Below are 26230 nucleotides of genomic sequence, written 5' to 3' on the forward strand. Positions count from 1 at the left end.
CGGTGTGGGGCTGCAGGACCGTTGGCGCCATGGATGGCGCCATCGAGCCCCCATGGATGGGTTAACGGCGTGTCCTGCAGCCCCACACCGCCCCGCCAAACCCACAGAAATCCAGAGCCGCTGTTGCTGTTGCAGTTGCTGTTGCTTCCAGCGGGTGCAGGGCAGCAAGCCCTGCAGAAAAGCACAACTAGGTCACCCAGCCCGCGATCACCAGCAGGGCCAGCACCGCCAGCCACAGCAGCAGCATCCGCCACACCAGGCTCATCGCATCCCGCAGGTCCGGCAACCGCTGCCACACCGGCAGCAGGCCCGCTTCGGTGTAATCGTGAGCGTCCTCGCGCAGCTCGGCATTGACGCTGGCACGCGCCACCGCACCCAGGAAACCAATGCCGCCGGCCAAGCGCTCACCATGCGCCTGGCGCCATGCCTTCCAGGCCGTGTCGAAGTTGCCGACCAGGGCCATCGAGAACGCCATCAACTGCGCCACCGGCCACTCGATCCAGCCCAGCAGCCGCTGTGCCAGCGCCAGCGGCTCCACCGGCACGCGCGCGCGCATCGGGCTTTCCGCCATCAGTGCCAGCAGGCGATAACCGAGAGCCCCCACCGGGCCCAGCAGCAGGAACCAGAACAGCACCGCGAACCAGCGCCGCAGGGCGTTGAGCACGGTCGCCTCGACCAGTGAAGGAACATCCTCGCGCAGGCTGCCTCCGGCCGACTGCAGGTTGCGTACCGCCGCCTGCCGGGTCGGCGCATCGTCGGCATCGATGATCGACTCGATGTCGCGGTCCAGATCGCGCGGGCCCCAGCACCAGGCCAGCACGGCCACGCCCAGCAGCAGCGCCGGAAGGCCGAACAGCACCCCGCGCAGCAGCCAGGCGACCAGCGCCATCAGCAGCAGTGGCGGTACGATCGCCAGCGCCACGCCGGCGGCCCCCTGCCAGGCCCGACCACCGCGCGCGTCCAGCCAGCCCAGCCAGCGCCGGAAGCCGTCGAAACGGCGCAGCGACGCGGCAGCGGCCGGGGCGACATGGCCAAGGGCCAGTGCCACCAACACGGCGACCAGGGTGGTGAACATGGCAGGTCTCCCTACGAGCGAGCGTTCGGCGTCGCTACCTTACCTGTCGCAGCGTCGCCGTCAGCGGTGAACCGTACTGTAACCGGCAGCGTGTTCAGGTGGCGGCAATGCTGGCGCCGCCGGATGCCGGTTGCTGGCGATACCAATGCTCGATCAGGCCCCGCGAAATGGAAATCGGCGGTGACAGACGGATGCCTTCTCCATCGTCCTCGACGTCACGCGCGAGGGCCGCGCCAACTTCCTCGGCGCTGAACCAGCGCGCGTCTTCCAGCTCGCCATCCACGGTCGGCACGTCGTCGTGTGCCTGCGCGCGGAATCCGACCATCAATGCGCCGGGAAACGGCCAGGGCTGCGAGCCCAGGTACTGGCAGGCGGTCACCCGCACCTTGCTCTCTTCGTGCACTTCGCGCGCTAGGGTCTGCTCGAAGGTCTCGCCCGGCTCGACAAAGCCGGCCAGCACCGAATAGCGGCGCGGCGCCCAGTTGGACTGGCGGCCCAGCAACAGCCGGCCCTGGTTTTCCACCGCGACGATCACGGCCGGGTCGACGCGCGGATAGTGCTCGGTCGCGCACTGCGGGCAGCGGCCGACGAAGCCCCCCCGGGCGAACGTCACGGCACTGCCGCAGACACCGCAGAAGCGGGTACGCGATTGCCAGTAGGACATGCCACGGGCGTAGCTGAAGGCGGTCGCATCGGCCACGGTCCACAGCAGCGCGGCCTGGCGCAGATCGAGCCGGCGTGGCGCGGTGACCGTCACGCTGGCCGCTTCCACCGAGAACCACGCCTGCTCGCCACGCAGGCCGAGGAAGATCGCAACACCTGGCCCGCCACCGACATCGGCGCCGGTCAACGCCAGCGGCTGGTCGTCATCACCGGTGAAGGCGGTACCGTCCTGGTCCAGGACAAGAATGCGCGCATCGGGCCACAGGCGCGCCAGAGCATCGGCGTCTTCGCGCATGGCATCGGCGCGCTCCAACGGTTCACCCACGAAGGCAAAACCGGAAAGCGGCGAAGGAGAATTGAGCATCCAGCTAGCCTGCCGACAATCACGGCAAGTGGCAAGCCGCAGACTGTGCAGAAACCCGCCTGTGGTTGCAGGAAAGGCCATCCACGCATGGCGTGGATCTACCGAAGGCAGCGCGCGGGGTGCATGCCCCACGCCCTGCAATTACATGCTGAAACTGCTGCCGCAGCCGCAGGTGGTCTTGGCGTTCGGATTGCGGATCACGAACTGCGCACCGGTCAGGCTCTCGGTGTAATCCACTTCGGCACCCATCAGGTACTGCAGGCTGAGCGGATCGACCAGCAGGGTGACCCCGCTGGTCTGCACCGCCAGGTCATCGCCGGCACGGTTCTCGTCGAACTCGAACCCGTACTGGAAGCCCGAACAGCCGCCACCCTCGATGTACACACGCAATGACAGGTCGGGGTTGCCCTCGTCCTGGATCAGTTCCTTGACCTTGGCCGCAGCGGCCTCGGTGAAGTTCAGCGGCCGATCCAGCGACTGGTAGTCGGGCGCGGCGGCCGGCGTGGCGCCGGGGAGGGAGACGAGCGTGTTCATGGGCTCAGCATGGGGGCGCCGGCGCTGGCTTTCAAGCCATCGCCTCGGCCAGCTTGCGGCGGGCGGCGGTGTCGCCCTTGCCGTCAGCGGACGCTTCGCCTTCCGGCGCCGGCAGGGCCTGCATCGGGGCGCTGGCATGGATCAGCCGGCCGTTCAGCTGGGCACCCGCATTCATTTCCACCACCTGGTAGTGAACATTGCCGTTGACCCGCGCACTCGGGGTCAGTTCGACCTTCTCGGTGGCATGGACATCGCCGTCCAGGCGGCCACTGATGACCACCACCTGGGCGCGGATCTCGCCTTCGATCACGCCATGCTCGGCGAGGGTCAGGGTCGCCGCGCTGGCGCCCTCCTGGGCAATCACCTTGCCGTGGATGCGACCTTCCACGTACAGGCCACCACTGAATTCCACATCGCCACGGATCACCACCTGGTTGCCGATCAGGGCATCCACCACCAGTTGGCCATCACGGCTGGATTTGCTGCTTCCGAACATCTGCCTACTCCCCTTTGCTGGCCGGTGCGCCGGCCTGTTTCCAGTCGAATACCTGCGTGGTGCCCCCCGCACCACTCCCCAATGTCACCTTCACCCGTTGCGGGGTGAAGTCAGCCGGCAGCATCACGCTGCCGGTGAGCTGCTGGAAGTACCGGAACGAGTAATCCTGTCCCGGCACCTTGCTGCGCTGGTGCAGCTCGTCCCAGCTGATGGTGGCCAGCTTGCCGTTCTTCACGCCTTCCACCGTGAAACGCATCTGCCCTTGGCTGATCGCTCCGCGGTTGAGGTTCTGGGTCAGCACCACGCTGTACTGCCAGGTGCCGGCCGATTCCGGGCTGAATTCAATCGAATGGGTGTTCAGGCCCTTGCGCTGGCTGGTCGAGCCCACCAGGCGTTCGTAGAAGGCGACGTCAGCGCGCAGGCCGGCGATCTCTTCATCGCGCTCGGCCAGCGAAGACTGCACTTCGTTGTTGGCGGCGCGGCTGATGCGGTCCGACGCTTCCAGCGTGGCCTGCTTCTGGCGCAGTTCGGTCAGCTGCGTCTGCAGCGTATCGGCGCGCTTCTCGGCAGCCTGCACGCGCTGGCCCTGTTCACCGCGCGGCGTGCCCAGCCAGCAGCCACCCAGCACCGCAAGCACCAGGCTCAGCAGCCAGATGCCGGCGATCACCAGCAGGCGACGGCGGTCGGCGGGTGGTTGCGCGGCACCGGGAAGGCGGACCTGCACGCGCATGGGAGGGCGGTTGTTCATGGGTAGTCTCCGTGGCAGCGCCGAAGCGCCGCCAGTACGGCCCCTGGGGCAAACGACGGGCTAGTGTATGACAGGAACGGCAGGTTTCCCCGGTGCCGGCCGGTACCGGGCGGTGGCATTCAGCCACTCCATGGTCGATAGTGTGGCACCCCGCACAGTTCCGCCGCCGGAGCCCGCCATGACCGAAGCCCACCTGTTCGTGATCGGCATCCTGCTGGCCTGGCTGGCCGGCATCCGCGTTTACCTCACCGTATTCGGCGTCGGCATCGCCGGCCTGCTCGGCTGGGTCGACCTGCCACCGGCGCTGCAGGCCACCGAGTCGTGGTGGGTGCTCGGCACGTCGGCGGCGCTGGCCATTGCCGAATTCTTCGCCGACAAGATTCCCGGCGTGGATTCAGCCTGGGACCTGGTGCAGACCCTGGCGCGCGTGCCCGCCGGCGCCTTCCTCGCGGCAGCGACACTGTCGCCCGATGGCGACCTGGGCACCGGTGCACTGGTCGCCGGCGCGGGCGTTGCGCTGGCCAGCCATGGCCTGAAGGCCGGCACCCGCGCCCTGCTCAACACCTCACCGGAACCGGCCAGCAACTGGGTCGCCTCTGCGGCCGAAGATACCGTGGTGATCGGCGGCTTGGCGCTCGCGCTGGCGCATCCATGGATCGCGCTGGTGGTGGTGCTGGCCTGCAGCCTGGCCGGCGCATTGCTGGTCTGGCTGGTCTGGCGCACCCTGTGGAAAAGCGTGCGCTGGTTGGCACGTGGCGGCAGCGACGACGGACAACGGCAACCGCGTACCGGCTGATCGGCAGGCTTGTCGCATAATGGCCGCGAACACCAGGAGCATCGATGGCCGCAAACGAATCCGCCGCGGGCCCCCGCCCGGGACGCGCTGAAACCCCTCCGGCCGATCATTGGCAACGTTGGGCCGCCCCCTTGGCCGCGGCAACGCCTGCCGAAGCAGTACCGGCGGTGTCAGGGGCACCCGCCCTGTCGGTGCCCGGCGACGGCGCCCGACTGGCGGCTCCGCCGCCCCTGCCCTCGACCGCGGCACTGCCCGAGGCGGGCAACAGCGACATCCCGCCTGTCGATGCCGACTCGCCCTACCGCGTGCTGATCGTCGAAGACGATCGTGCCCAGGCCCTGTTCGCACAGAGCGTGCTGCATGGCGCCGGCATGCAGGCGATCGTGCTCGGCGATGCCGATGGCGTGCAGCAGGCCATCCGCGAGCAACGCCCTGACCTGATCCTGATGGATCTGCACCTGCCCGGGCTGGATGGCATGCGGCTGACCGCGATGATCCGCCAGCAGCCCGGCATGCAGCTGCTGCCGATCGTCTTCCTCAGCGGCGACCCGGATCCGGAGCGCCAGTTCGAAGTGCTCGACTGTGGTGCCGACGATTACCTGAGCAAGCCGATCCGGCCGCGCCACCTGATTGCCGCGGTGGCCAACCGTATCCGCCGCGCACGCGCGCAGGCAGCGACCCTGCCCGGTGCCAACGGTGCACCGGCCACCAGCAACCCCGAAACCGGGCTGCCCACGCGCCACCACGTGCTGCAGCAACTCAACGCGACGCTGGCGCAGCACGACCGCGGTGGCGTGTTCTTCGTGGAAATCTCCAGCGCGCTGGGCCTGCGCGAGCGCTATGGCTATGCGGCCTTCGAGCGGCTGATGGTGCAGGCCGGGCAACGCCTTGCCGAGGCTGGCCATCCGCACCTGCTGGCGCGCCTGAACGACAACAGCTTCCTGCTGCTGGCGCGCAACGCCGATGAGGACAGCCTGGAAGCGATCGCCGGCACCCTGCGTGAGCAGCTGTCCGCGCGCGCCTTCGTGATCCGCGACGACGAGTCGGTACACCTGCGTGGCGTGGTCGGCTACGCGCCGCTGTCGCCGGGTTTCGACGATGCCAGCAGCGCCCTGGAAGCGGTCGAACGTACCACCCTGCAGGCACGCCTGCTCAGCGCCGGCGTGGCCGGCCACGTGCATCGCCAGGTCACGACCGAGCAGGAGCACCTGGCGTTGCTGGAAGGCCAGCTCGAGCTCGCTTACCAGCCGATCGTCGCCGTCGCCGGCGGCAGCAGCGCGCAGTACCAGTTGCTGCTGCGCCTGCGCCGGACCGATGGCAGCGTACTGACCGCCGGCCAGGTGATTCCGGCAGCCGAGGCGGCCGGCCGCATCGCCGACCTCGACCAGCAGGTGCTGGAGCATGCGATGGGTCTGCTCGACCTGTATCGCCACGCCACCCAGCCGCTGAACCTGTTCGTCTCGCAGTCGCTGCGTACCCTGCAGCGCGATGCCTTCGCCGACTGGCTGCTGGAATCGCTGCAGCAACGCCGCCTGCCCGGCAGCGCGCTGGTGATCGACGTGCGCCTGCCCGACGCGCTGATCCACACCGTGCCGTTGCAGCAGTTCTGCCAGCGCATGGCCAGCGTCGGCGTGCGCTTCTGCCTGAGCCAGTTCGAACCGGGCAGCGAAGCCCTGGCCCTGCTCACCCAGCTGCCACTGTCGTTCGTGCGCATGGCCGCACGCTTTTCCAGCAGCCACTCCAACCCCGATACGCGCGAAGAACTGCGCCGATCGATCGAGCAGGCGCATGCAGCCGGCCTGCAGATCATCGGCCAGCAGATCGAGGACCCGCAGGCAGCGGCCGCGATGTGGGTCGGCGGTGTCGATTACATCCAGGGCAACATGGTGCAGTCGGCCGGCAGCGACCTGAACTTCGACTTCCACAACGCGGTGCTCTGAGTGTCACCGACGGTCGCGCTGTTGGCGGTACTGGCGCTGGCCATCGTCGCCCTGCTGGTACTGGGCCTGCGATTGCGTTCGCGCAATCGCGCGCTGGCGGCACTGCAGCGCGAACGCATCACCCTGACCAGTGAACGCGACCAGCTGCGGCGCACCACCGAGCGCCAGGGCCAGCTGGAACATCAGCTGCTGCAGGCCAAGCAGGCTGCAGAAGCAGCCGTGCTGGCCAAGGGCGAATTCCTGGCCACCATGAGCCATGAAATCCGCACGCCGCTCAACGGCATCCTGCCCATGCTGGAGCTGATTGCCCGCGGCCCGCTCGGCGAAGACCAGCGGCAGATGCTGGCCACCGCCTCGGCCAGCTCGCAGCAGCTGCTGCGCATCGTCGATGACATCCTCGATTACTCGCGCCTGGAAGCCCAGGCGCTGGAGCTGGAGATCACCAGCTTCAACCTGCGCGAACTGCTCGACGGCGTGGTGCAGCTGCTGCAGCGTGCCGCCGAAGCCAAGGGCCTGACGCTGAGCCTGCAACTGGATCCGGCCGTGCGCCTGCCGGTACGCGGCGACCCGGTGCGCCTGCGCCAGGTCCTGGGCAACCTGCTGGCCAATGCCATCAAGTTCACCGCACGCGGCCAGGTGCAGTTGCGCGTGCAGCGGCTGGGCGAAGGCCCCGCCCAGCACCAGCTGCGTTTCGAAGTGGTCGACACCGGCATCGGCATCGATGAGGCCCTGCAGGCGCGGCTGTTCCAGTCCTTCAGCCAGGCCGACGCGTCCACCACCCGCATCTACGGTGGCACCGGCCTGGGCCTGGCCATCTGCAAGCGCATCACCGACCTGATGCATGGCGACATCGGCGTGCATTCCACCCCAGGCCAGGGCGCAACCTTCTGGTTTGAAATACCGCTGCTGAAGGTTCCCGGCGACCTGCCGGCGCTGGCCCGCTCGCCGGCAGCGCTGCTGCTGTACACCGCCGATGCACAGCTGCAGCCACGCGTCGAACGCATCGCCGCGCACCACGGCCTGCAGGTGCAGCCGCTGGCCAGCATTGATGAGGCAATGGAACGCCTGCGCGCAGCACCACGCCCGGGCCAGAGCACACCGGCATGGTTGCTGGTCGACGCGCGCCACCGCCGCAATGGCGAGGTGGCCCTGCAGCGCGCCTTGGCCGAGCGCGGTGCCGACGACGCACTGCAGGTGCTGTGGCTGCAGGATGATCCGGTTGCAGCACGGCCGCGCCAGCAGCAGCTGCTCAGCACATTCAACGATGCCGACCTGCACGCCCTGCTGGCCCAGCCAACAGCCGCTGCACGCCCGGCAGCCCTGCTGGCCAACGCCGAAGACGCCAGGCCGGCCGCCGCGCTGCCACCGCTGGATCTGCATGTGCTGCTGGTCGAAGACAACACGGTCAACCGGATGGTGGCCGAGCACCTGCTGCGGGTCTTCCAGTGCCGGGTGCGCAATGCCGCCGACGGCGAGCAGGCCCTCGCACTGCTGCGCGAAGGTGGAATCGACGTGGTGCTGATGGATTGCCAGATGCCGGTGCTCGACGGCTACAGCGCGACACAGCGCTGGCGCAGGGAGGAAGCCGAAGCGGGGCGCACGCGGTTGCCGATCATCGCGATGACCGCCAACGCCATGGCCGGTGATCGCGAACGCTGCCTGCAGGCGGGCATGGACGACTACCTTTCCAAGCCGATCACGCGTGAAGCGCTGCATGCGCTGCTGCAGCGCTGGGGCCGGATTTCCGTGGATCGCGGACATGCACCGCTGCCGGAACCCGTGCAACCTGCCGCAACCCCGAGCGTGCCCGACGGCGAAAGCCTGGACGATGAACGAACGCGCGCGATCCCGATTCCACAGCCGGTGCTTGATCGCAGTGTGCTGGATGAACTGCAGGCAGTGATCGGCGATGCCGCCGCGCAGATCGTAACGGTGTTCCTGGAAGACGCACCGCAGCTGGTGCAGCAGCTGCAGCAGGCGGCGCAGGGCAACGACATCGAACGCCTGCAGGCGCTGTCGCACAGCCTGAAATCCTCCAGCGCCAACGTCGGCGCGCTGTCGCTGTCAGCGGTGGCGCGGCGGATCGAACTCGAAGCCCGCAGTGGCAGCCTGCAGCGCCCTGCCGTGGCAGTGGCGCTGCTGGTGGCGGAGTTCGCCCGCGCGCGCGTGGCGCTGACCGGCTACCTCGCCGGCCAGGCCCGTTGAATCACTCTTCGAGCTTGCTCAGCAGGTACTTCGGCTCACCGATGCGCTCGATCAGCTCCAGCTGGGTTTCCAGCCAATCGATGTGCTCTTCCTCGGAGTCGAGGATCTTCACGAACAGCTGGCGGCTGACATAGTCGCCGACCGAATCGGCATAGGCCACGGCCTCGCGCAGGGTGACCACGCCATCGCGTTCCAGCGACAGATCGCACTGCAGGATCTCGGTCGGGTTCTCACCGATGCGCAGCTTGCCCAGCGCCTGGAAGTTCGGCAGGCCTTCAAGGAACAGGATGCGATCGGCAAGCATGTCGGCATGCTTCATTTCCTCGATCGATTCCTTGTACTCGTGTTCGGCCAGTTCCTTGATGCCCCAGTTCTTGAGCATCTTGGCGTGCAGGAAGTACTGGTTGATCGCGGTCAGCTCGTTGTAGAGGACCTTGTTGAGGAATTCGATGACCTTGGTGTCGCCCTTCATGGGGATGCTCCTGCACGCTGAAATCGCGGGCACTGTAGCGCCTTGCGCGCGCGCGTGAAGGAACGCGAATCGTGCGCATTGGCCACTGCGGCCAACAATGAAGACCAGGAGAGCGCGGCGTCAACGCGCCGCGAAACGACTCAGGCGACCTGCGCCAGGCCCAATACCGGCAACGGCAGATCGTGGGTGGCACGCGCCTTGGCCAGCAGTTCGCCGGCCATGTCCAGACAGGAACCGCAGGTCGCGCCGCATCCGGTGCGCATGGTCAGCTCGGCCACCGACGTGACGCCATGGCTGGCGGCTTCGCGGATCTGGTGGTCGGTAACACCGTTGCAGATGCAGACGTACACGGGCGGGAACCAGGGCAGCAGGCCAGTAGCGGCCTGGTCGCTATTCCAATGGAAACGAGAATGGTTGTCAATCAGAGACCTGAACCATTCTCGATACGGTTCAGAGTACCGTCGAATCCACCCGGTACGAGGCGGCTACAGGGACAACAGCCCAAGTGCCAGCACCGGTGTACTGAAGAAGACGATCAGCCACTGCACACCACCACCTGCCGCTCTCAGCCGCAGCAGGTAGTCCGCCAGGAACAGCGCACCCGCACAGGTCACGAAGGCGAGGCAAACGCCCAGCGCAAGCGGCATCCATGCGATGCCGCCGAGGACCACCACGCTCAACAACAGCCAGGGGAGGCTTGCCAGACGGACAGCCAGTTGCTGCCGGAAATACCCGGCTGACGTGCGTTGCGACCGTTCGGCCCGCTCTTTGCGCAACCTGCCCGTCAAACGGCTCCCGGTTCACCCTTTGCTTTCCGCGGCCAGTACCCGCCGCGCATGGGCGTGCGCTTCCTGGGCCTGTCGTGGCCGGCCGCGTGGCCTGGCATCCAGGCCTCGGCAGCGCTCTTGGGCATGGCGCTGATGCCCTGCCCCGCCACCCCCTGGGCCAACGGCGCCAGATGTCGCAGGGCGCGCGCATAGACGCCACGCTTGAACACCACCACATGCTCCACCGGATACCAGAAGTCGACCCAGCGCCAATGATCGAACTCAGGCGAGTCGGTATGGTCCAGGCTGACGTGGGCTTCATCACCGGTCAGGCGCAGCAGGAACCAGACCTGCTTCTGGCCGATGCAGACCTGGCGTTCATTGCGGCGGATGGCACGCGCCGGCAGCTTGTAACGCAGCCAGCCCGGTGTCGCCCCAAGCACTTCAACGTGCTCCGGCAACAGCCCGGTCTCTTCCTGCAGTTCACGATACATGGCCTCGACAGGCGTCTCGTCGGTGTTCATGCCACCCTGCGGGAACTGCCAGCCATCCCGGCGCACACGTCGTGCCCAGAACACCTGCCCGTCCTGCCGCATCAGCACGATGCCGACGTTCGGTCGATAGCCGTCCGGATCGATCACGATGCGGACTCCTAAGAAAATCTACTGGTTGGGACTATCCCATGCCGTCTGTCGGGCCACAAGCACGATACAAAGGTGTTGACAGTCCTTGTACACATCAGCAGAATAGCGGGCTCACCAAGGCTATGTAGCTCAGCCGGTTAGAGCACAGCACTCATAATGCTGGGGTCGGTGGTTCGAGTCCACCCATAGCCACCACGTTGAAGTTGTTTTTCAACGTGAAAAGTGAGAAAATAGTTACACGTTACATTGCCCCTTAGCCAAGCGGTAAGGCACCTGACTCTGACTCAGGCATCGGTGGTTCGAATCCATCAGGGGCAGCCAAATTAAAAAGAAAAAGGCCTGATCGAAAGATCAGGCCTTTTTCTTTTTAATTTGGTCACGCATCCCACCTTATCCCCGCACCTGTCGGCGCGCCCCCTTGAACAACAAGGGGCTCTCCTCCAGACAGAGACCGGGGTCGGGCATACGGACCATGGGTAGTGCCGGCCGCTGGCCGGCAACCTTGAAATGCGCAGCCCCAGAACGACAAAAGCCCGGCCGAAGCCGGGCTTTTGCTTTTCCATCCAGCGGGCTCCCGAAGGAACCCAACCAGGCGCGGTAAATCAGCGCTTGGAGAACTGGGTGGCGCGGCGGGCCTTGTGCAGACCGACCTTCTTACGTTCGACTTCGCGGGCGTCGCGGGTCATGAAGCCAGCCTTGCGCAGCTCGGACTTCAGGGTTTCGTCGTACTCGACCAGAGCACGGGCGATGCCCAGACGGATCGCACCGGCCTGGCCGGTGGTGCCGCCGCCAGCGGCGGTGACCAGGATGTCGAAGCTCTCGGTGTTCTTGGTCAGCTCGAGCGGCTGGCGCACGATCATGCGAGCGGTCTCACGGCCGAAGAACTCGTCCAGCGGACGGCCATTGACGGTGATGTTGCCCGAACCCTTGCGCAGGAACACGCGAGCGGTGGAGGACTTGCGGCGGCCAGTGCCGTAGTTTTGAGTGATAGCCATGATTAGATATCCAGAACCTGCGGCTGCTGTGCGGCGTGCGGATGCTCAGTGCCGGCGTAGACCTTGAGCTTGCGGTACATCTGGCGACCCAGCGTGCCCTTCGGCAGCATGCCCTTGACGGCGGTCTCGATCACGCGCTCCGGGTGGCGCTCAAGCGCCTGGGCGAGGGATTCGGTCTTCAGGTTGCCGATGTAACCGGTGAAACGGTGATACATCTTGTCCTGCAGCTTCTTGCCGGTGACGACAATCTTTTCTGCATTGATGACGACCAGGTAGTCGCCGGTATCAACGTGCGGGGTGTAGACCGGCTTGTGCTTGCCACGCAGACGGCGGGCCAGCTCGGTGCAGAGACGGCCCAGGGTCTTGCCCTCGGCGTCGACGAGGTACCAGTCGCGCTGGACGGTCTCGTTCTTGGCAGTGAAAGTGCTCATGAAGAACTCTTGGTTAGGTCGGGCTCATTGCGGCGAAGGACTCGCCGGAACTCTGCCACGCGTTGTGAAAGGTGGAGCGTAAGGGGCGGCATTGTACGCAGCTTGGCTGGCGGCTGCAAGCCGGCGCCCGCCCCGGGTTGGCAGGGGACCGGGGCCGGGCGAGAATCGGGCTTCCCCCGCTCCACGCCGTGCCGCCATGACCGTGCTTCGCCACACCACCCCGCTGGACCACCTTCTGACCGAGGCGCAGCGCGCCCTGGACACGGTGTTCGGCAACCCGCCGGCCAGCCGCCCCTATCCGGCCACGGACACCGGCGAGCCCGGTATGGACAGCGCCCAGCGTCGCCACGCGGCCGGGCTGATGCGCATCAACCATGTCGGTGAGGTCTGCGCCCAGGGCCTGTACTTCGGCCAGGCCGCGGTGGCACGCGACCCGGCGACCCGCGAACATCTGCTGGAAGCGGCCCAGGAAGAGACCGATCACCTGGCCTGGTGCGCCACCCGCCTGGGCGAGCTGGACAGCCGCCCCAGCCTGTTCAATCCGCTCTGGTACGCCGGCAGCTACACCATCGGCACCCTGGCCGGGCTGCGCGGCGACGGCTGGAACCTGGGCTTCGTGGTCGAGACCGAGCGCCAGGTGGAAGCCCATCTGGACGAACACCTGGTCGACCTGCCGGCCGGCGACCTGCGCAGCCGCGCGGTCATCCGGGTGATGAAGGAAGACGAGGCCCGGCATGCCGAACATGCCGAGCAGGCCGGCGCGCGCCGCCTGCCGTTCCCGATTCCGGGCGCGATGGCGCTGGCCTCCAGGGTGATGAAGACCATTGCCTACCGGCTGTAACCCGCATGAGGGTAGTGCCGGCCGCTGGCCGGCAACCCCGCATGGGTCGCCGCAGGTCATGAGGTTGCCGGCCAGCGGCCGGCACTACCGGGATTAATTGGGTGACACCAGCTTCAGGCCGATCACGCCGGCCACGATCAGGCCCACGCAGGCCAGGCGTGCCGGCGAGGCGCTGTCGTTGAACAGGTAGATGCCCAGCACCGTCACGCCCATGGCGCCGATGCCGGTCCAGATCGCATAGGCCGTGCCGACCGGAATGTTCTTCATCGCCTGGCTCATCAAGTACAGGCTGATCAGCGCCGACACCACCGTCAGGGCGGTCGGCACGGGTTTGCTGAAACCTTCGGAGTACTTCATTCCAAGGGCGAATCCGATCTCGAACAGACCGGCCAGCAGCAGGTAGATCCAGGGCATGGGTGGGGGCTCCTTACCTTTTTGGGAAAAACGAAACGGCCCGGTGTTTTCACACCGGGCCGTAGGTCGGTACATCGCCGTGGAACTGAAGATTGCGCCAAGCGCAGGCTCCACGGGGCGGGGCGTCCCGCCTGGGTGGCGATGCCTGCCGGCATCGCACATGGGTCACTCAGCCAGGTTGCGGCCGTGGAACAGCTCTTCGATCTCACGACGCAGCAGCGCTTCGATCTTCATGCGTTCCTTGAACGAGATGTTCTTGGCCTTTTCCTCGAACAGGTACTGGTCCAGGTCGAAGTCCTTCAGGTGCATCTTCGTGTGGAAGATGTTTTCCTGGTAGACATTGACGTCGAACATCTCGTAACGCGACTTGATGTTCTTGGCCAGGAAGTTCTGGATCGAGTTGATCTTGTGATCGATGTAGTGCTTCTTGCCCTTCACATCACGCGTGAAGCCACGGACACGGTAGTCCATGATCACGATGTCCGATTCCAGGCTCTCGATCAGGTAGTTCAGTGCCTTCAACGGCGAAATGACGCCACAGGTAGCCACGTCGATATCGGCGCGGAAGGTGGCAATGCCTTCCTGCGGGTGCGTTTCCGGATAGGTGTGCACGGTGATGTGCGACTTGTCCATGTGCGCGACCACGGCATCGGAAATCAACTCCTTGCCGGCCTGCTTCTTGTCGATCACCGGCTCTTCGGAGATCAGGATCGTCACCGAGGCACCCTGCGGATCGTAATCCTGGCGCGCCACGTTGAGGATGTTGGCGCCGATGATCTCAGCGACATCGGTCAAGATTTGAGTAAGCCTGTCGGCGTTGTACTCTTCATCGATGTATTCAATGTAACGCTGACGCTCCTCTTCGGTGCGCGCGTAACACACGTCATAGATGTTGAAGCTCAGCGCCTTGGTGAGGTTGTTGAAACCCTGCAACCTCAGGCGAGGCAACGGCTTGACCACGGCGGTCGATTCCTGTGTAAGAAGGGAAAGGGGGAATTATGCGGCATAAGTGTCTCCAGGGGGAACGTGAAGACGCTCAGGTTCTGGCACACTGTTTGCCCTTAACAATTGCGCTGGTTAAGCTCCGCTATCGACCCCGTGAATCCGTTCATGCGCAGAGGGAGCGCCCCTATCGTGTCAACCGTGCGCCTAGCTAGCAGCCCATTGGCCTTGGACATCGCAACAATCGACCGCTTCCTGGCACACAGCCACAGGCGGCGCTATCCCACCCGTACCGACGTCTTCCGACCCGGTGACCCGGCGGGAACCCTGTATTACGTCATCAGCGGCTCGGTTTCGATCATGGCCGAGGAGGAGGAGGACCGCGAGCTGGTGCTGGGCTATTTCGGCGCCGGTGAGTTCGTCGGCGAGATGGGCCTGTTCGTGGAGTCGGACCGCCGCGAGGTGATCCTGCGCACCCGCACCGCCTGTGAGCTGGCCGAAATCAGCTACGAGCGCCTGCATCAGCTGTTCCTCGGCCCCCTGTCGGCCGATGCCCCACGCCTGCTGTACGCGCTGGGCCAGCAGATCTCCAAGCGCCTGCTGGACACCAGCCGCAAGGCCAGCCGCCTGGCGTTCCTGGATGTCACCGACCGTATCGTGCGCACCCTGCACGATCTGGCGCAGGAGCCGGAGTCGATGAGCCATCCGCAGGGCAGCCAGCTGCGCGTCTCACGCCAGGAACTGGCCCGCCTGGTCGGCTGCTCGCGCGAAATGGCCGGCCGGGTGCTGAAGAAGCTGCAGACCGACGGCCTGCTGCACGCCCGCGGCAAGACCGTGGTGCTGTACGGCACCCGTTGACCACCCGGTGTCCGCCGGGCATGGCCCGGCGCTACCACAAGACCTGCGCCGGGAGCGCCGGGACATGCCCGGCGGACCGCCGTACGTGCGACGTACCATCGCATGTCCCGCACACCCGCTTCCGCTAGGCTCGATCCATGGAACTGAGCAGCGAATTCTGGTGGTTCATCCTCATCGGCCTTGGCGCACAGCTGGTCGATGGTGCGCTGGGCATGGCATTCGGGCTGGTTTCTTCATCGGTGCTGCTCAGCATGGGGCTGCCTCCCGCACAGGTCAGCGCCAGCGTCCATACCGCTGAGGTGTTCACCACCGGCGCATCCGGTGTGTCGCATCTGGTTGCAGGAAATGTCGACAAACGCCTTTTCTTCCGCCTCGCCTTGCCCGGCGCACTGGGTGGTGCACTCGGCGCGTACGTCCTGACACAGGTCCCTGGCGACCTGATCCGCCCGCTGATCTACCTGTACCTGCTGGTGCTGGCCATCATCATCCTGGCCCGCGCGGCCGGCCGCTGGATGCCCAAGGGCGAGATCCGCCGGGTGCCGGTGCTGGGTTTCTTCGCTGGCCTGCTCGATGCCAGCGGCGGCGGCGGCTGGGGCCCGGTGGCCACCTCCACCCTGCTCGCCCGCGGTGGCCAGGCCAGGACCACCATCGGCACCGTCAACGCGGCCGAGTTCGTGGTCACCCTGACCATTTCGGCCACGTTCCTGCTGTCGATGGGGGTGCAGCACCTGCAGATCGTCGCCGGCCTGTTGATCGGCGGCATGATGGCCGCGCCGGTGGCGGCGGTCCTGGTGAAGCGAGTGAAGGAACGCTGGGTGCTGGTCGCAGTGGGCGTGCTGGTGCTGGGCATCAGCCTGTTCCAAGTGGGCCATGCGCTGTTCGGGTACCTGGGCCGCTGACCGCCCGCCGGGCGTGGCCCGGCGCTACCCGCGTGGGCTTCGGTAGTGCCGGCCGCTGGCCGGCAACCTGGCACGCGTTTCCGCAGTTCATGAGGTTGCCGGCCAGCGGCCGGCACTACCGGGTCCCTGCCCGGCGGGCAGGCGGGATCGATTACGCCTTGTCGCCGCCGCGGTCCACGCAGCCCCAGTTGAGGATGCGGGTGCCGGCCGGCAGCACGCGGCGGAAGAATTCCACCTTGGCCGGCTTCGGGTTGACCACCACCGGCGCTTTCGCCGCCAGCAGCAGCGGAAGATCGGCGGTGCTGTCGGAATAGGCGATGTCGATGTCGCCGTAGCCGCGCTCGCGCAGCATGCGCATCTTCTCTTCGTTGTGGCAGTGTCGGGTCGGCCCTACCCCGCCCAGACGCGGCCCCACTTCGGTGCCGATCACCGGCACGTCCTGGTGAGCGACAAAGGCCAGGATCGCACGGGCCAACTCCGGCGGCGCACCGGTGGCCACCACCACGCGGTCGCCCTTGGCACGATGCGCGGCGAACACCTCCAGCGCCTGTGGCAACAGCTTGGCGCGCATCTGCGCCTCGTTGCGCAGCACGTAGGCGTCGATCACCTTGTTGAACTCACGCGCGCGGTGCAGCCCGAAACTGCCGATCCAGACATAGACCGAGATACCGGCACGGCGGGTCGGCAGCATCGCCACCATCGGCCCGGCGATCGGGGTGACCAGCAGCGCCGCCAGCATCCGCAGCGGGTTGCGCTTGATCAGCGAGGCGAACAGGTGGGTGCCCGAATCGCCGTCATACAGGGTGTGGTCGAAGTCGAAGACCACCAGCGGCGCATCCTCGCGCGGCGTTGGATAGTGCGTTTTCATGCTGCGAAGAATAGCTGACGCAGACCCTCACCCGGCTCTTCCACGCGCATGAAGGCCTCGCCGACCAGGAACGAGTGGATGCCGGCATCGCGCATCAGCGCCACGTCCTGCGGGCCGAGAATGCCACTCTCGGTGACCAGCAGGCGATCGCGCGGCACGGCCAGGCGCATGTCCAGCGTGGTCTGCAGCGACACCTCGAAGGTGCGCAGGTTGCGGTTGTTGATGCCGATCATCGGCGCCGGCACCTGCAGCGCACGCTCCAGTTCGTCGATGTCGTGCACTTCCACCAGCACGTCCATGCCCAGCGACATCGCCAGCTCGGACAGCGTGGCCAGCTGCGTATCGTCCAGCGCGGCGACGATCAACAGGATGCAGTCGGCGCCGAGCACTCGGGCCTCGTACACCTGGTAGGCGTCGATCACGAAGTCCTTGCGCAGCACTGGCAGCGTGCAGGCGTCGCGGGCCTGCTGCAGGTAGACGTCGGCCCCCTGGAAGAAATCCACGTCGGTCAGCACCGACAGGCAGCTGGCGCCGCCGAACTCGTAGCTGACCGCGATGTCGGCCGGGCGGAAGTCGGGGCGGATCACGCCCTTGGACGGGCTGGCCTTCTTCACTTCGGCAATCACCGCCGGATCGCCATTGGCCACCGCGGCCTGCAGCGCGCGCACGAAACCGCGCACCGGTGGCGCATCGGCCAGCGCGGCCTGCAGCTCCTCAAGCGGCCGCTGGGCGCGGCGCTGGGCTACTTCTTCGGCCTTGCGGGCCAGGATCGTCTGCAGGATATCGCTCATCGTCGTCGGGTCGGTGCTGGGGCGGTGAGGACGACCATTATCGGCCATCGGGTGGGTCAGGCTGAACCGCGCGCTCAGGCAACCAGCGCGCGGGTGGTATCGACATACTGCTGCAGGCGGGCACGGGCGCTGCCATCGGCGATGACCGCGCGGGCGCGGGCCAGGCCGTCGCCGATATCGCTGGCTACGCCGGCCACGTACAACGCTGCGCCCGCATTCAGGGCGACGATGTCCAGCGCCGGGCCCGGCTCGTTGTCGAGCACCGCGCGCAGCATGGCAATGGATTGCTCCGGGCCGTCCACGCGCAGGTTGCGGCTGGCCGACATGGTGATGCCGAAGTCTTCCGGATGGATCTCGTACTCGCGCACCTTTCCGTCGCGCAGCTCACCCACCAGGGTGCCGGCGCCAAGCGAGATCTCGTCCATGTTGTCGCGGCCCCAGACCACCATCGCACGCTCGGTACCCAGCTCGCGCAGCACGCGCGCCTGGATGCCCACCAGGTCGGGATGGAACACGCCCATCAGCACCGACGGTGCGCTGGCCGGGTTGGTCAGCGGCCCGAGGATGTTGAAGATGGTGCGCACGCCCATCTCGCGACGCACCGGCGCCACCACCTTCATCGACGGATGGTGGATCGGCGCGAACATGAAACCGATGCCGGTCTGTTCGATGGCCGCCGCCACCTGCGCCGGCTGCAGCTCGATCGCCGCGCCCAATGCCTCGACCGCATCAGCGCTGCCGGACTTGGACGACACGCTGCGGTTGCCATGCTTGGCTACGCGCGCGCCGGCGGCAGCAGCAACGAACATCGCGCAGGTGGAGATGTTGAACGTATGCGAGCCATCGCCACCGGTGCCGACGATGTCGACCAGGTGGGTGGTATCGGCGACCGGCACGGCCAGCGCGAATTCGCGCATCACCGTCGCCGCAGCGGCGATCTCGTCGATGGTTTCCTTCTTCACGCGCAGGCCGGTGAGGATGGCGGCGGTCATCATCGGCGAGACATCGCCGCGCATGATCTGCCGCATCAGGTCGACCATTTCGTCGAAGAAGATCTCGCGGTGTTCGATGGTGCGTTGCAGGGCTTCCTGGGGGGAGAAGCTCATCGGAATACTCCTTGGATCAGGCAGCCGGGCGCTGCAGGAAATTGCGCAGCAGCGCGTGACCATGCTCGGTGAGGATCGATTCGGGATGGAACTGCACGCCCTCCACCGGGAACTGGCGGTGGCGCAGGCCCATGATCTCTTCGATCGAGCCATCCTCGTTCTCGGTCCACGCAGTCACTTCCAGCGCATCGGGCAGGCTGTTCTTGTCCACCACCAGCGAGTGGTAGCGGGTGGCCTGGTAACCGTCCGGCAGGCCGGCGAATACGCCCTTGCCCTCATGGCGGATCGGCGAGGTCTTGCCGTGCATGATGTTGCCGGCACGGATGACCGTGCCGCCGTAGACCTGGCCGATGCCCTGGTGGCCCAGGCACACGCCGAGGATCGGCGTGGTCGGCCCCAGGCGCTGGATCAGCTCCAGCGACACGCCCGCTTCGTTGGGCGTGCACGGGCCGGGCGAGATGACGATGCGTTCGGGGTTCTGCGCGGCGATCTCGTCCACGCTCATCGCATCGTTGCGCACCACCTTCACTTCGGCACCCAGCATCTGCAGGTACTGCACGAGGTTGTAGGTGAAGCTGTCGTAGTTGTCGATCATCCACAACATGGTCAGGTTCCGTCGCTTATCAGGAAAATGGCGTACACGTTTTCGGTGTAGGTGATGGGGCCGGCTTCGATGGATTCGCGCGCGCGCGAGCCGGTTGTCTCGATGCTAGTCTGTGCAGGAGCCGGCGGGCTGGGCGGTGTGACCATGTCACCGCTGCGGGGCCAGTTGCCTGCCTGCACGCCGTAGGCGAAGTTCGGGGCCACGTCGGAGATGCTGTAGAGGCCGGTGATGCGCGCGCCATAGGCCGTGGCAAGGTGCTTGGCGGAGGCGCGTGTCTGCGTTGCCGCTTCGGCCTTGAGTTCGCCACGCAGTGCGGCTTCCTTCGAGTAGCCAGGCCGCATGCTGCTGATCTGCAGGTCATCGCTGGCATCGACCGCGCGCAGGAAGGCCTGCAGGTCGCCGGTGGTGCCGAAGCTGCCTTTCAGGCGCCGGCTCACCCGTGTCCCCAAGTATTCCTGCTTGCCCTGCACGCTGTAGCGGTAGTCCGGCTGGATGGTCAGGTTGTCCGCCACCACGCTTGCCGGAAGTGCATGGTTGCGCTTGAACGCACCCAGCACCGCATCGACATTGCCCTGCACGCGCGAGCGCGCTGTATCCGGCTGAAGATCGGTGGATTTGACCAGCAGTTCGACGGTGAACCGGTCCGGCATCACCGTTCGCGCGCCCTCGCCCTTCACCAGCAGGTGCGGCTGCGAGGGAATGGTGTTGGCCTGCGCCCAGGCAGACGGGGCCATCGTGGCCAGCAGCGACGACCACAGCAATGCGCTCAGCAGCTTCATGCGGTACTCCTTGTCTTGAACGGAAACAGCGAGAGGTGCTGCGGCGCAGGCCACAGCACGGCGGAACTCACAGGCCCTTGGCGGCCTGGGCGACGGCGCGGAACAGCGCGCGGCCCTTGTTCATCGTCTCGTCCCATTCCTTGTCCGGGTCCGAGTCGTAGACGATGCCGGCGCCGGCCTGCACGTACAGGCGGCCGTCCTTGATCACGGCGGTGCGGATCGCGATCGCGGTATCGGCATCGCCGTGCCAGCCGATGTAACCGATGCTGCCGGCGTAGACATTGCGCTTGATCGGTTCCAGTTCGCGGATCACTTCCAGCGCGCGGATCTTCGGCGCACCGCTGACCGTACCGGCCGGGAAGGTGGCGCGCAGCACATCGGCGTAGCTCAGGCCCGGCTGCAGCTGCCCGGTCACTTCGCTGACGATGTGCATGACGTGGCTGTAGCGTTCGATCACGAACTGCTCGCCCACTTCCACGGTACCGGCTTTGGACACGCGGCCGGCGTCGTTGCGGCCCAGGTCGATCAGCATCAGGTGCTCGGCGCGTTCCTTCGGATCGGCCAGCAGCTCGACTTCCAGCGCCTGGTCCAGTTCCGGCGTGGCGCCGCGCGGGCGGGTGCCGGCGATCGGGCGCACGGTCACTTCACCGTCCTGCAGACGCACCAGGATTTCCGGCGAGGAGCCGACCACCTGCAGGTCGCCGACATCGAGGAAGTACATATAGGGCGAGGGATTCAGTGCCCGCAGCGCGCGGTACACATCCACCGGGCGTGCCTTGAACGGCACGCTCAGGCGCTGGCTGAGCACCACCTGGAAGATGTCGCCGGCACGGATGTACTCCTTGCTGCGCTGGACTGCATCGACGAAGCCTTCGCGGGTGAAACCGGAAACGAAATCGGACTCGTCCAGCACGTCGCTGGTGAGTGGTGCCGGATAGCCGGCACCCGGCGCGCGCAGCCTGGCCGCCAATGCGTCCAGGCGCGCCTGCGCCTGCTCGAAGGCGCCCGCTTGGCGCGGGTCGGCGTGCACGATCAGGTACAGCCGGCCCTTCAGGTTGTCGAACACCGCCAGCTCATCGGAGTGCAGCAGCAGGATGTCCGGAGTGCCCAGTTCGTCGCGGCCGGCCGGCGATGCCAGGCGCGGCTCGATGTAGCCGATGCACTCGAACCCGAACCAGCCGACCAGGCCACCGGTGAAGCCCGGCAGGCCTTCCAGCTTCGGCACCGAGTGAGCACTGCGCAGCGCCTCGACCTCGGCAAACGGATCGGCCACCTCGCGGGTTTCCACCACCTGGCCGTCCTCGCGCACCGTCAGGGTGTGGCCGTGGAAGGCGTACACGCGACGTGCCGGCAGGCCGATGATCGAGTAACGACCAAAGCGCTCGCCGCCTTCGACGGATTCAAACAGGTAGGTATTGGGGCCGTCGGCGAGCTTCAGATAGACCGAAAGCGGCGTGTCCAGGTCGGACAGCACTTCGCGGACAACGGGAATATGGGTGTGGCCTTCAGCGGCCTGCTGCTGAAACTGAGCGTGCGAGATCAAGACGACTTTCCTTCCGGGACACAGCGTTATGGGGACGGACGACGGCAACAGGCCACCATCGCCACCAACGGCGTGCGGAAGAAAGGGTATGCGGGGTCGTCAGGCTGGACACCCAATGACTGTATCGCAGCTTTGGCCGCAGGGAAACCCTTTGGCGACGGGCGGTTTGCGCCGCCCTAGCCCATCCGCCGTGCCTGTTCCTGGGTCTCGTGCACCTGCTGCTGGGCCAGCGACACCCCCTGCGCCTGCTCGCGAGTGGCATTGATCGCGTCCATCTGGGCGGTGCTCGCGCTCAACGGCTGGGCCATGCCCGCCGCCACTTCGACGTGGGCATGGCGACGGTGCGCGGCGTTCAGGTCGGGCGTATCCACCGCGAAGGCGCGGCTGTGGTCGTCGCTGAGCACCACGTGGGAAATGGACTCCAGCCCCTCGCGCCTGGCCTGCACGGCCAGTGCGCCGGCGAGCTGGTCGCTCTGCAGGTCAGGCACCCGGTTGTGGGCGCGGTCCAGCGCGTGGACCCCGGTCTGGGCACCCACAAACAGGGGGTTGCCGGCATGGGAGGGATGGTCGATGCCGATCGCCTGCGCCGAGGGTTCGGCGGCAGGCTGGACGTGCGGGGGCCGCTCGACCAGTTTCCGGGCGGCGGCCTCCTGCTTGATCAGTTCCGAGTCCAGGCTGGGGATGACCGTCGGATCCATGCCATGGCGGGCGGTCGCCTCACTGAAGGCCGGCATCATTCCGCGGATGACGCGTTCGGACTTGTCGAGGTTGTGCAGCTTCGCTGCGTCCAACGCCAGGTTGCCGGTCGGCAAGTGGGTCGCAGCAGCAGCCCCGATGCCCACCGCAGCACCACCTACCGCGGACAGGGTGATCGGCGCCTTGTCGGTAATGCCCTTCACATGGGAGGCCACCAGGTCATAGCCGCGGTCAACATGGGCGCCGGCGGTGGCGAACCCGTTCTGCAGCTTGCCAGCGACCCATTGGCCGTCGTGGTTGATGGCGGCGGCCACGCGCTCGCCCGCCGCGCGCGTGCCTGCGGCATCGGCAAGGGCCTGCTTCGTCGCATGCTGCGCATGTTGCTCGCCGTGGTCACGGACGTCTTCGGCCTGCCTGGCAAGCCTGCCGGCGACGTTGTCCGCGCCCACCCGGCCAGCGACCCACGATAGTGCGGAGAGGCCATGGGAGCGGGTCTGCGATTCGACGCGGTGCAGGGTGGATTCGATGCTTCCGGTCAGTTCGCGCCCCGAAGCAACCACCGTGCTCGTCGCCCGGGTACCCAACTGCAGGCTGGCCGAACCCATGTTCACTACCTGGCCGATGACCATGCCCTCGGTCTTCAGCACGCGCTCGACGCCATCGCCCGTTCTGTCCAGCACCTGGGCAGTGGCAGCGCCCGCCCGCTCGACCTGCTCGCCGGCCAGGCGACCGCTACGCATGCCGTAGGCCGTGGCGTGCAGCACAGTGGACAACGGCCCCGCCAGTTCCGCCACCTGGCTGGGCGGCGCCACGTGCGGGCGATCGACGAGCGCCCCTTGCGCATCGCGGGTCTTGGGATCAAGCAACAATTCCAGGCGCCCTGCCGCGAGCGGAATATCGCGCAGCGCCTGCTGGCCCGGTTGGCTCGCCAGTTGTTCGATGAACTGTGCGGCGGAGGTCTGCGCCCCCGGGGGCAGCATCTCGCGCAGCTTTTCACCGACGACCTTCTGCATGGCCGGATCCTTCAGCACCATGCCCAGCTCGTTGGCAAGCACGCCGTAGCCACGACGCTGCTGCTCGCTCAGGCGGTGCATGCCGTTCTGCACATCGTTCAGCACTTCACCGGTGGTCTGGTAGGTGTGCACGGTCTGCTGCGTATCGAAGGTCGGCAGGCCGTTGTCCTTGGCGAAACGCGCCGGGGTGGCCGGATGCAGGCCGGCGGCGTTGAACGTGGTGGCACGTGCGCCGGTGACTGCGGACGCGGCGGATGCCATGCCGCCACCGAGGGAGTGACCGGCGATTTCGAAGCCACCGGGCAGGCGTCTGTTCATGGCTACGGCAAGTTCCATCGCGCGATCGTAGTAATCGCTGCGCATGCCGATGCCCTGCTGGCCGTTGTTGAGGAAATCCTCGCCGCCGGATTCACGTTTTCCATCGGGCGCCAGAGGGTCAACAATCTCACCCGTAGATCCCTTGTAGACCACGACAGGTTTCGCATCCTCGCCAAAGACGCGCTTGTCCGGGATGTAGATTTCAGCACGGAACCCCGACCTCCTCGGCTGAAGCATTTCCTTGAGTTCGGCGTCCGAGATGTTGATACCGGCCTTACGGAGTGCGTCGGGATCACTACTTGCGCGCGTCCATCCTACCGGGGGCTCTCCCTCGTGCTTCGCCGACTTATACACGTCAGCAGCCAGTCCCGCCATTTCACGCGCATGGTAGGTTTCCTGCAGGCGCTCGGCCTCTTCTTCATTCCCACTTTCGCGCAACTTCTGTACGAGAAGATTCTGCTCGTTGACTGCGCGCGCACGCGTCTCGTTCTCCGAACCACTCATGGCAAGCTCCATTGCACTTTGAAGTGCCGCCTGTTTCGCAGCACCTATGGATTACCAGAACCTTTTGCTAGTGTCACCTCATCAGCGAATCGATAGGAAAAACATGACCGTCATTCTTCACAATATGACGACAAAATTCCTCGCAAGCGCGGCATGGATCACACTTCTGCTTGTGATGGGGTGCTCTGGAACGTCTGCACATGATGCCGAAAACTATTTCGAGGGTGCTGCGTTACGACTCGCCATCGCTGCTGAAGACGGCGACGCCAATGCTATACACCACCTCGTAAAGGAAGAAGGCGTCAACCCGGACAAAGCGTTTTCAACGCGGGATGGAATCCCTCTGATTGCATGGCCGCTGCGGACCCGCAACATCGAGGGACTCAAAGCACTGCTCGATGTCGGAGCAGACCCCAATGCGCGTGAATCGAAACAGATGCACGGAGAACTGATCAGGTTCGACAACGCCATGGTCTACGCAGCAAAGATGGACGACCCTCGGTTCCTGGAATTGCTGCTGAAGCACGGTGGAGATCCCAACACACGAAACGTCAACAATGAAACGCTTCTCTTCCAAGCCTTCATCAGCGGGAACCAGTGGAAGAATGTCCAGACCCTGGTCAATCACGGCGCAGACGTGAATGGATCCAACCGCAGAAGCCTGGGAGACGACACTGTTCTGAGCTGGTACACGGGAAGAGGCGGATTCGACTACGCCTACTGGTTGCTGGAGCACGGCGCAGACCCCACCATTCCCGAGCACGTATCGGAAAGTTCGGGCAAATCTGCTCGGCAATTGATGGTCGAAGACATCTACTGGGAAATCACCACGCCCGACAACCTGCCGTGGCAGAAGAAGTGCCAGCAATGGCTGGCTGAGCGCAACATCCCCCGCCCGCCGATGCCCGAACACATCCGCAGGAAGCGCGAGGCCTTCAAATTCCCGAGCAAGGAAGAAGACATTCCGCTGCTCTGATTCCTGTCTCAGCTGCCGGAAAGCAGCACGCAGTCATCCGGCAGATGCATCCGCACCCTGCCCGCCACGCAGTCGATGCGGAAGCGGCGTGCCTGCACCGGTTCGCCGTCCAGGTTCAACGTCAACGGCTGCGGTGCGTCGATCTGCAGCCACGGCAGCTGCGCGCGCGTGGCGACACGTTCCAGCGCCGCCTCCTTGCCGCCGGTCAGCATCTGCCCAAGGGTGGCTGCGACTTCACCCTCCAGCTCCGGCACCACGGTGACGTCCAGCAGGCCGTCATCGATCAGTGCCTGGGGGCACAGCTGCTGGCCGCCACCGGCTTGACGGCCGTTGCCGATACCCAGCGCGATGAACCCACCTTCCCACTGGAAGTCCGGCCCGCTCAGGCGTGCGGTGATGGGTTCGATGCGGCCGAGCTTGGCGATACCGGTGATGACATAGGCCAGGCCGCCGAGCATCTTCTTCAAGCCGGCATCGGTTTCCACCGTGACCTGGGTGCCGAAGCCACCGCTGGCGAGGTTGGCGCACCACCATGGCTTGCCGTCGGCATCGACGCGCAGCAGATCCATGGGGCGTGGGTGGCCGCTGGCAACCAGTGCGAAGGCCTCCTGCGGCTCCACCGGAATGCCCGCAGCGGTGGCGAAATCGTTGGCGGTACCCATCGGTACCAGCGCCAGCGAAGGCAGCGCCTCAGCCGGCTCGTCGCGATGGGCCAGCGTCTCGGCCACCGCGCTCAGCGTGCCGTCGCCACCGGCCGCCACGATCACGTCCACGCCGTGGTCGATGGCCTCGGCGACATAGCGCTCGGCATCACCGTCTTCCCAGGTCACCCGCACTTCCAGCTGCACGCCGCGTTCGCGCCAGTGGCCCACGGCCTCGCGCAGGTCATCGTTGCCTGCGGACTTGCCGTTGAGGATCAGGCGCCAGCGGGGGGTGCTCATGCGGTGC

Annotated in this window: 28 protein-coding genes and 2 tRNA genes; 9 read left to right on the forward strand and 21 right to left on the reverse strand. The window is 66.1% G+C overall.

The window, feature by feature from the left end:
- Positions 1–187: 187 nt before the first annotated feature.
- The 5 genes from ampE to M2299_RS06675 all read right to left on the reverse strand — a co-directional run bounded on the left by ampE (position 188) and on the right by M2299_RS06675 (position 3880).
- Complete coding sequence (gene ampE, locus M2299_RS06655) at positions 188–1075, reverse strand: regulatory signaling modulator protein AmpE (protein WP_100437002.1); 888 nt, start codon at positions 1073–1075, stop codon at positions 188–190.
- Between the two features lie 94 nt (positions 1076–1169).
- Complete coding sequence (nudC, locus tag M2299_RS06660) at positions 1170–2102, reverse strand: NAD(+) diphosphatase (RefSeq protein ID WP_280884089.1); 933 nt, start codon at positions 2100–2102, stop codon at positions 1170–1172.
- A gap of 141 nt (positions 2103–2243) precedes the next feature.
- On the reverse strand, positions 2244–2636 hold the full coding sequence (erpA, locus tag M2299_RS06665) for an iron-sulfur cluster insertion protein ErpA (RefSeq protein ID WP_025874631.1): 393 nt from the start codon (positions 2634–2636) through the stop codon (positions 2244–2246).
- A gap of 31 nt (positions 2637–2667) precedes the next feature.
- Positions 2668–3132, reverse strand: a complete 465-nt coding sequence (locus tag M2299_RS06670) for a polymer-forming cytoskeletal protein (protein WP_025874630.1) — start codon at positions 3130–3132, stop codon at positions 2668–2670.
- A gap of 4 nt (positions 3133–3136) precedes the next feature.
- Positions 3137–3880 carry a DUF6776 family protein gene (locus tag M2299_RS06675; protein ID WP_025874629.1) on the reverse strand — a complete coding sequence of 248 codons (744 nt, stop codon included), beginning with the start codon at positions 3878–3880 and terminating at the stop codon, positions 3137–3139.
- 178 nt (positions 3881–4058) lie between these two features.
- Between M2299_RS06675 and M2299_RS06680 the strand changes: the two genes are divergently transcribed.
- Genes M2299_RS06680 through M2299_RS06690 form a run of 3 tightly spaced genes read left to right on the forward strand, consistent with a single transcriptional unit; the run spans position 4059 to position 8821 of the window.
- Entirely contained in the window at positions 4059–4676 is a 618-nt protein-coding gene (locus M2299_RS06680; RefSeq protein WP_025874628.1) for a DUF4126 domain-containing protein, read from the forward strand.
- Positions 4677–4720: 44 nt separating this feature from the next.
- Positions 4721–6616 carry an EAL domain-containing protein gene (locus M2299_RS06685; RefSeq protein WP_280884090.1) on the forward strand — a complete coding sequence of 632 codons (1896 nt, stop codon included), beginning with the start codon at positions 4721–4723 and terminating at the stop codon, positions 6614–6616.
- Positions 6617–8821, forward strand: a complete 2205-nt coding sequence (locus M2299_RS06690) for a hybrid sensor histidine kinase/response regulator (protein ID WP_280884091.1) — start codon at positions 6617–6619, stop codon at positions 8819–8821.
- Between the two features lies 1 nt (position 8822).
- Here the strand turns inward: M2299_RS06690 and bfr are convergent, their stop codons facing one another.
- From bfr to M2299_RS06710, 4 genes are all read right to left on the reverse strand, one after another.
- Positions 8823–9293, reverse strand: coding sequence for a bacterioferritin (gene bfr / locus M2299_RS06695; protein WP_025874625.1), 471 nt, complete (start codon positions 9291–9293; stop codon positions 8823–8825).
- Positions 9294–9433: 140 nt separating this feature from the next.
- Complete coding sequence (locus tag M2299_RS06700; RefSeq protein ID WP_032951724.1) at positions 9434–9643, reverse strand: bacterioferritin-associated ferredoxin; 210 nt, start codon at positions 9641–9643, stop codon at positions 9434–9436.
- A 135-nt stretch (positions 9644–9778) separates the two neighbouring features.
- Complete coding sequence (locus M2299_RS06705) at positions 9779–10069, reverse strand: hypothetical protein (RefSeq protein ID WP_243378180.1); 291 nt, start codon at positions 10067–10069, stop codon at positions 9779–9781.
- Between the two features lie 8 nt (positions 10070–10077).
- The gene (locus M2299_RS06710; RefSeq protein WP_025874624.1) at positions 10078–10701 is read right to left on the reverse strand and encodes an RNA pyrophosphohydrolase; all 624 of its coding nucleotides are present in this window, start codon (positions 10699–10701) and stop codon (positions 10078–10080) included.
- Between the two features lie 121 nt (positions 10702–10822).
- Here M2299_RS06710 and M2299_RS06715 point away from each other — a divergent pair.
- Both M2299_RS06715 and M2299_RS06720 read left to right on the forward strand, forming a co-directional pair.
- Positions 10823–10899 (forward strand) — tRNA-Met (locus M2299_RS06715).
- A gap of 52 nt (positions 10900–10951) precedes the next feature.
- A tRNA-Gln gene (locus tag M2299_RS06720) sits at positions 10952–11025 on the forward strand.
- Positions 11026–11306: 281 nt separating this feature from the next.
- Here the strand turns inward: M2299_RS06720 and rpsI are convergent.
- On the reverse strand, positions 11307–11699 hold the full coding sequence (rpsI, locus tag M2299_RS06725; protein WP_005411311.1) for a 30S ribosomal protein S9: 393 nt from the start codon (positions 11697–11699) through the stop codon (positions 11307–11309).
- A gap of 2 nt (positions 11700–11701) precedes the next feature.
- On the reverse strand, positions 11702–12130 hold the full coding sequence (gene rplM / locus M2299_RS06730; protein ID WP_025874623.1) for a 50S ribosomal protein L13: 429 nt from the start codon (positions 12128–12130) through the stop codon (positions 11702–11704).
- 196 nt (positions 12131–12326) lie between these two features.
- Here rplM and coq7 point away from each other — a divergent pair, with 196 nt between their 5' ends.
- Positions 12327–12971: a 2-polyprenyl-3-methyl-6-methoxy-1,4-benzoquinone monooxygenase gene (gene coq7, locus M2299_RS06735; protein ID WP_280884092.1), complete on the forward strand. Its 645-nt coding sequence runs from the start codon at positions 12327–12329 to the stop codon at positions 12969–12971.
- Between the two features lie 93 nt (positions 12972–13064).
- Here coq7 and sugE read toward each other — a convergent pair whose 3' ends face one another.
- Both sugE and speD read right to left on the reverse strand, forming a co-directional pair.
- Complete coding sequence (gene sugE / locus M2299_RS06740) at positions 13065–13385, reverse strand: quaternary ammonium compound efflux SMR transporter SugE (protein WP_025874621.1); 321 nt, start codon at positions 13383–13385, stop codon at positions 13065–13067.
- 165 nt (positions 13386–13550) lie between these two features.
- The gene (gene speD / locus M2299_RS06745) at positions 13551–14345 is read right to left on the reverse strand and encodes an adenosylmethionine decarboxylase (RefSeq protein WP_025874620.1); all 795 of its coding nucleotides are present in this window, start codon (positions 14343–14345) and stop codon (positions 13551–13553) included.
- A gap of 150 nt (positions 14346–14495) precedes the next feature.
- Between speD and crp the strand changes: the two genes are divergently transcribed.
- Both crp and M2299_RS06755 read left to right on the forward strand, forming a co-directional pair.
- On the forward strand, positions 14496–15185 hold the full coding sequence (gene crp, locus M2299_RS06750; protein ID WP_025874619.1) for a cAMP-activated global transcriptional regulator CRP: 690 nt from the start codon (positions 14496–14498) through the stop codon (positions 15183–15185).
- A gap of 137 nt (positions 15186–15322) precedes the next feature.
- Positions 15323–16084 carry a sulfite exporter TauE/SafE family protein gene (locus M2299_RS06755; RefSeq protein WP_025874618.1) on the forward strand — a complete coding sequence of 254 codons (762 nt, stop codon included), beginning with the start codon at positions 15323–15325 and terminating at the stop codon, positions 16082–16084.
- Positions 16085–16235: 151 nt separating this feature from the next.
- On the opposite strand, the gene M2299_RS06760 is transcribed toward M2299_RS06755, so the two are convergent.
- The 7 genes from M2299_RS06760 to M2299_RS06790 form a co-directional block, all read right to left on the reverse strand.
- Positions 16236–16952, reverse strand: a complete 717-nt coding sequence (locus tag M2299_RS06760) for a haloacid dehalogenase-like hydrolase (protein WP_025874617.1) — start codon at positions 16950–16952, stop codon at positions 16236–16238.
- A complete protein-coding gene (trpC, locus tag M2299_RS06765) occupies positions 16949–17743 on the reverse strand; it encodes an indole-3-glycerol phosphate synthase TrpC (RefSeq protein WP_229290362.1) in 795 nt (264 codons plus the stop codon). Before trpC ends, M2299_RS06760 begins: the two co-directional genes overlap by 4 nt.
- Positions 17744–17817: 74 nt before the next feature.
- The gene (trpD, locus tag M2299_RS06770; protein WP_280884093.1) at positions 17818–18849 is read right to left on the reverse strand and encodes an anthranilate phosphoribosyltransferase; all 1032 of its coding nucleotides are present in this window, start codon (positions 18847–18849) and stop codon (positions 17818–17820) included.
- A gap of 16 nt (positions 18850–18865) precedes the next feature.
- Positions 18866–19453, reverse strand: coding sequence for an aminodeoxychorismate/anthranilate synthase component II (locus tag M2299_RS06775; protein WP_280884094.1), 588 nt, complete (start codon positions 19451–19453; stop codon positions 18866–18868).
- 2 nt (positions 19454–19455) lie between these two features.
- Positions 19456–20232: an SIMPL domain-containing protein gene (locus M2299_RS06780; RefSeq protein WP_033832400.1), complete on the reverse strand. Its 777-nt coding sequence runs from the start codon at positions 20230–20232 to the stop codon at positions 19456–19458.
- A gap of 67 nt (positions 20233–20299) precedes the next feature.
- On the reverse strand, positions 20300–21775 hold the full coding sequence (gene trpE, locus M2299_RS06785) for an anthranilate synthase component I (protein ID WP_099785640.1): 1476 nt from the start codon (positions 21773–21775) through the stop codon (positions 20300–20302).
- Between the two features lie 176 nt (positions 21776–21951).
- On the reverse strand, positions 21952–24306 hold the full coding sequence (locus M2299_RS06790; protein ID WP_280884095.1) for an XVIPCD domain-containing protein: 2355 nt from the start codon (positions 24304–24306) through the stop codon (positions 21952–21954).
- 103 nt (positions 24307–24409) lie between these two features.
- Here M2299_RS06790 and M2299_RS06795 point away from each other — a divergent pair, with 103 nt between their 5' ends.
- Positions 24410–25282: an ankyrin repeat domain-containing protein gene (locus M2299_RS06795; RefSeq protein ID WP_280884096.1), complete on the forward strand. Its 873-nt coding sequence runs from the start codon at positions 24410–24412 to the stop codon at positions 25280–25282.
- An 8-nt stretch (positions 25283–25290) separates the two neighbouring features.
- Here M2299_RS06795 and yegS read toward each other — a convergent pair whose 3' ends face one another.
- Entirely contained in the window at positions 25291–26223 is a 933-nt protein-coding gene (gene yegS / locus M2299_RS06800) for a lipid kinase YegS (protein WP_059065388.1), read from the reverse strand.
- Between the last annotated feature and the right edge of the window lie 7 nt (positions 26224–26230).

This window comes from Stenotrophomonas sp. 1278 (assembly GCF_029892765.1).
Lineage (GTDB): Bacteria > Pseudomonadota > Gammaproteobacteria > Xanthomonadales > Xanthomonadaceae > Stenotrophomonas > Stenotrophomonas indicatrix.

Coding starts and splice junctions, on each gene's coding strand:
- trpC (WP_229290362.1), bottom strand. CDS start 17,743: ATGAGCGATATCCTGCAGACGATCCTGGCCCGCAAGGCCGAAGAAGTA.
- ampE (WP_100437002.1), bottom strand. CDS start 1,075: ATGTTCACCACCCTGGTCGCCGTGTTGGTGGCACTGGCCCTTGGCCAT.
- trpD (WP_280884093.1), bottom strand. CDS start 18,849: ATGAGCTTCTCCCCCCAGGAAGCCCTGCAACGCACCATCGAACACCGC.
- erpA (WP_025874631.1), bottom strand. CDS start 2,636: ATGAACACGCTCGTCTCCCTCCCCGGCGCCACGCCGGCCGCCGCGCCC.
- sugE (WP_025874621.1), bottom strand. CDS start 13,385: ATGCCCTGGATCTACCTGCTGCTGGCCGGTCTGTTCGAGATCGGATTC.
- M2299_RS06675 (WP_025874629.1), bottom strand. CDS start 3,880: ATGAACAACCGCCCTCCCATGCGCGTGCAGGTCCGCCTTCCCGGTGCC.
- M2299_RS06775 (WP_280884094.1), bottom strand. CDS start 19,453: ATGTTGTGGATGATCGACAACTACGACAGCTTCACCTACAACCTCGTG.
- yegS (WP_059065388.1), bottom strand. CDS start 26,223: ATGAGCACCCCCCGCTGGCGCCTGATCCTCAACGGCAAGTCCGCAGGC.
- M2299_RS06780 (WP_033832400.1), bottom strand. CDS start 20,232: ATGAAGCTGCTGAGCGCATTGCTGTGGTCGTCGCTGCTGGCCACGATG.
- M2299_RS06755 (WP_025874618.1), top strand. CDS start 15,323: ATGGAACTGAGCAGCGAATTCTGGTGGTTCATCCTCATCGGCCTTGGC.
- M2299_RS06670 (WP_025874630.1), bottom strand. CDS start 3,132: ATGTTCGGAAGCAGCAAATCCAGCCGTGATGGCCAACTGGTGGTGGAT.
- M2299_RS06790 (WP_280884095.1), bottom strand. CDS start 24,306: ATGAGTGGTTCGGAGAACGAGACGCGTGCGCGCGCAGTCAACGAGCAG.
- M2299_RS06795 (WP_280884096.1), top strand. CDS start 24,410: ATGACCGTCATTCTTCACAATATGACGACAAAATTCCTCGCAAGCGCG.
- crp (WP_025874619.1), top strand. CDS start 14,496: ATGCGCAGAGGGAGCGCCCCTATCGTGTCAACCGTGCGCCTAGCTAGC.
- rpsI (WP_005411311.1), bottom strand. CDS start 11,699: ATGGCTATCACTCAAAACTACGGCACTGGCCGCCGCAAGTCCTCCACC.
- nudC (WP_280884089.1), bottom strand. CDS start 2,102: ATGCTCAATTCTCCTTCGCCGCTTTCCGGTTTTGCCTTCGTGGGTGAA.
- coq7 (WP_280884092.1), top strand. CDS start 12,327: ATGACCGTGCTTCGCCACACCACCCCGCTGGACCACCTTCTGACCGAG.
- bfr (WP_025874625.1), bottom strand. CDS start 9,293: ATGAAGGGCGACACCAAGGTCATCGAATTCCTCAACAAGGTCCTCTAC.
- M2299_RS06685 (WP_280884090.1), top strand. CDS start 4,721: ATGGCCGCAAACGAATCCGCCGCGGGCCCCCGCCCGGGACGCGCTGAA.
- rplM (WP_025874623.1), bottom strand. CDS start 12,130: ATGAGCACTTTCACTGCCAAGAACGAGACCGTCCAGCGCGACTGGTAC.
- M2299_RS06760 (WP_025874617.1), bottom strand. CDS start 16,952: ATGAAAACGCACTATCCAACGCCGCGCGAGGATGCGCCGCTGGTGGTC.
- M2299_RS06680 (WP_025874628.1), top strand. CDS start 4,059: ATGACCGAAGCCCACCTGTTCGTGATCGGCATCCTGCTGGCCTGGCTG.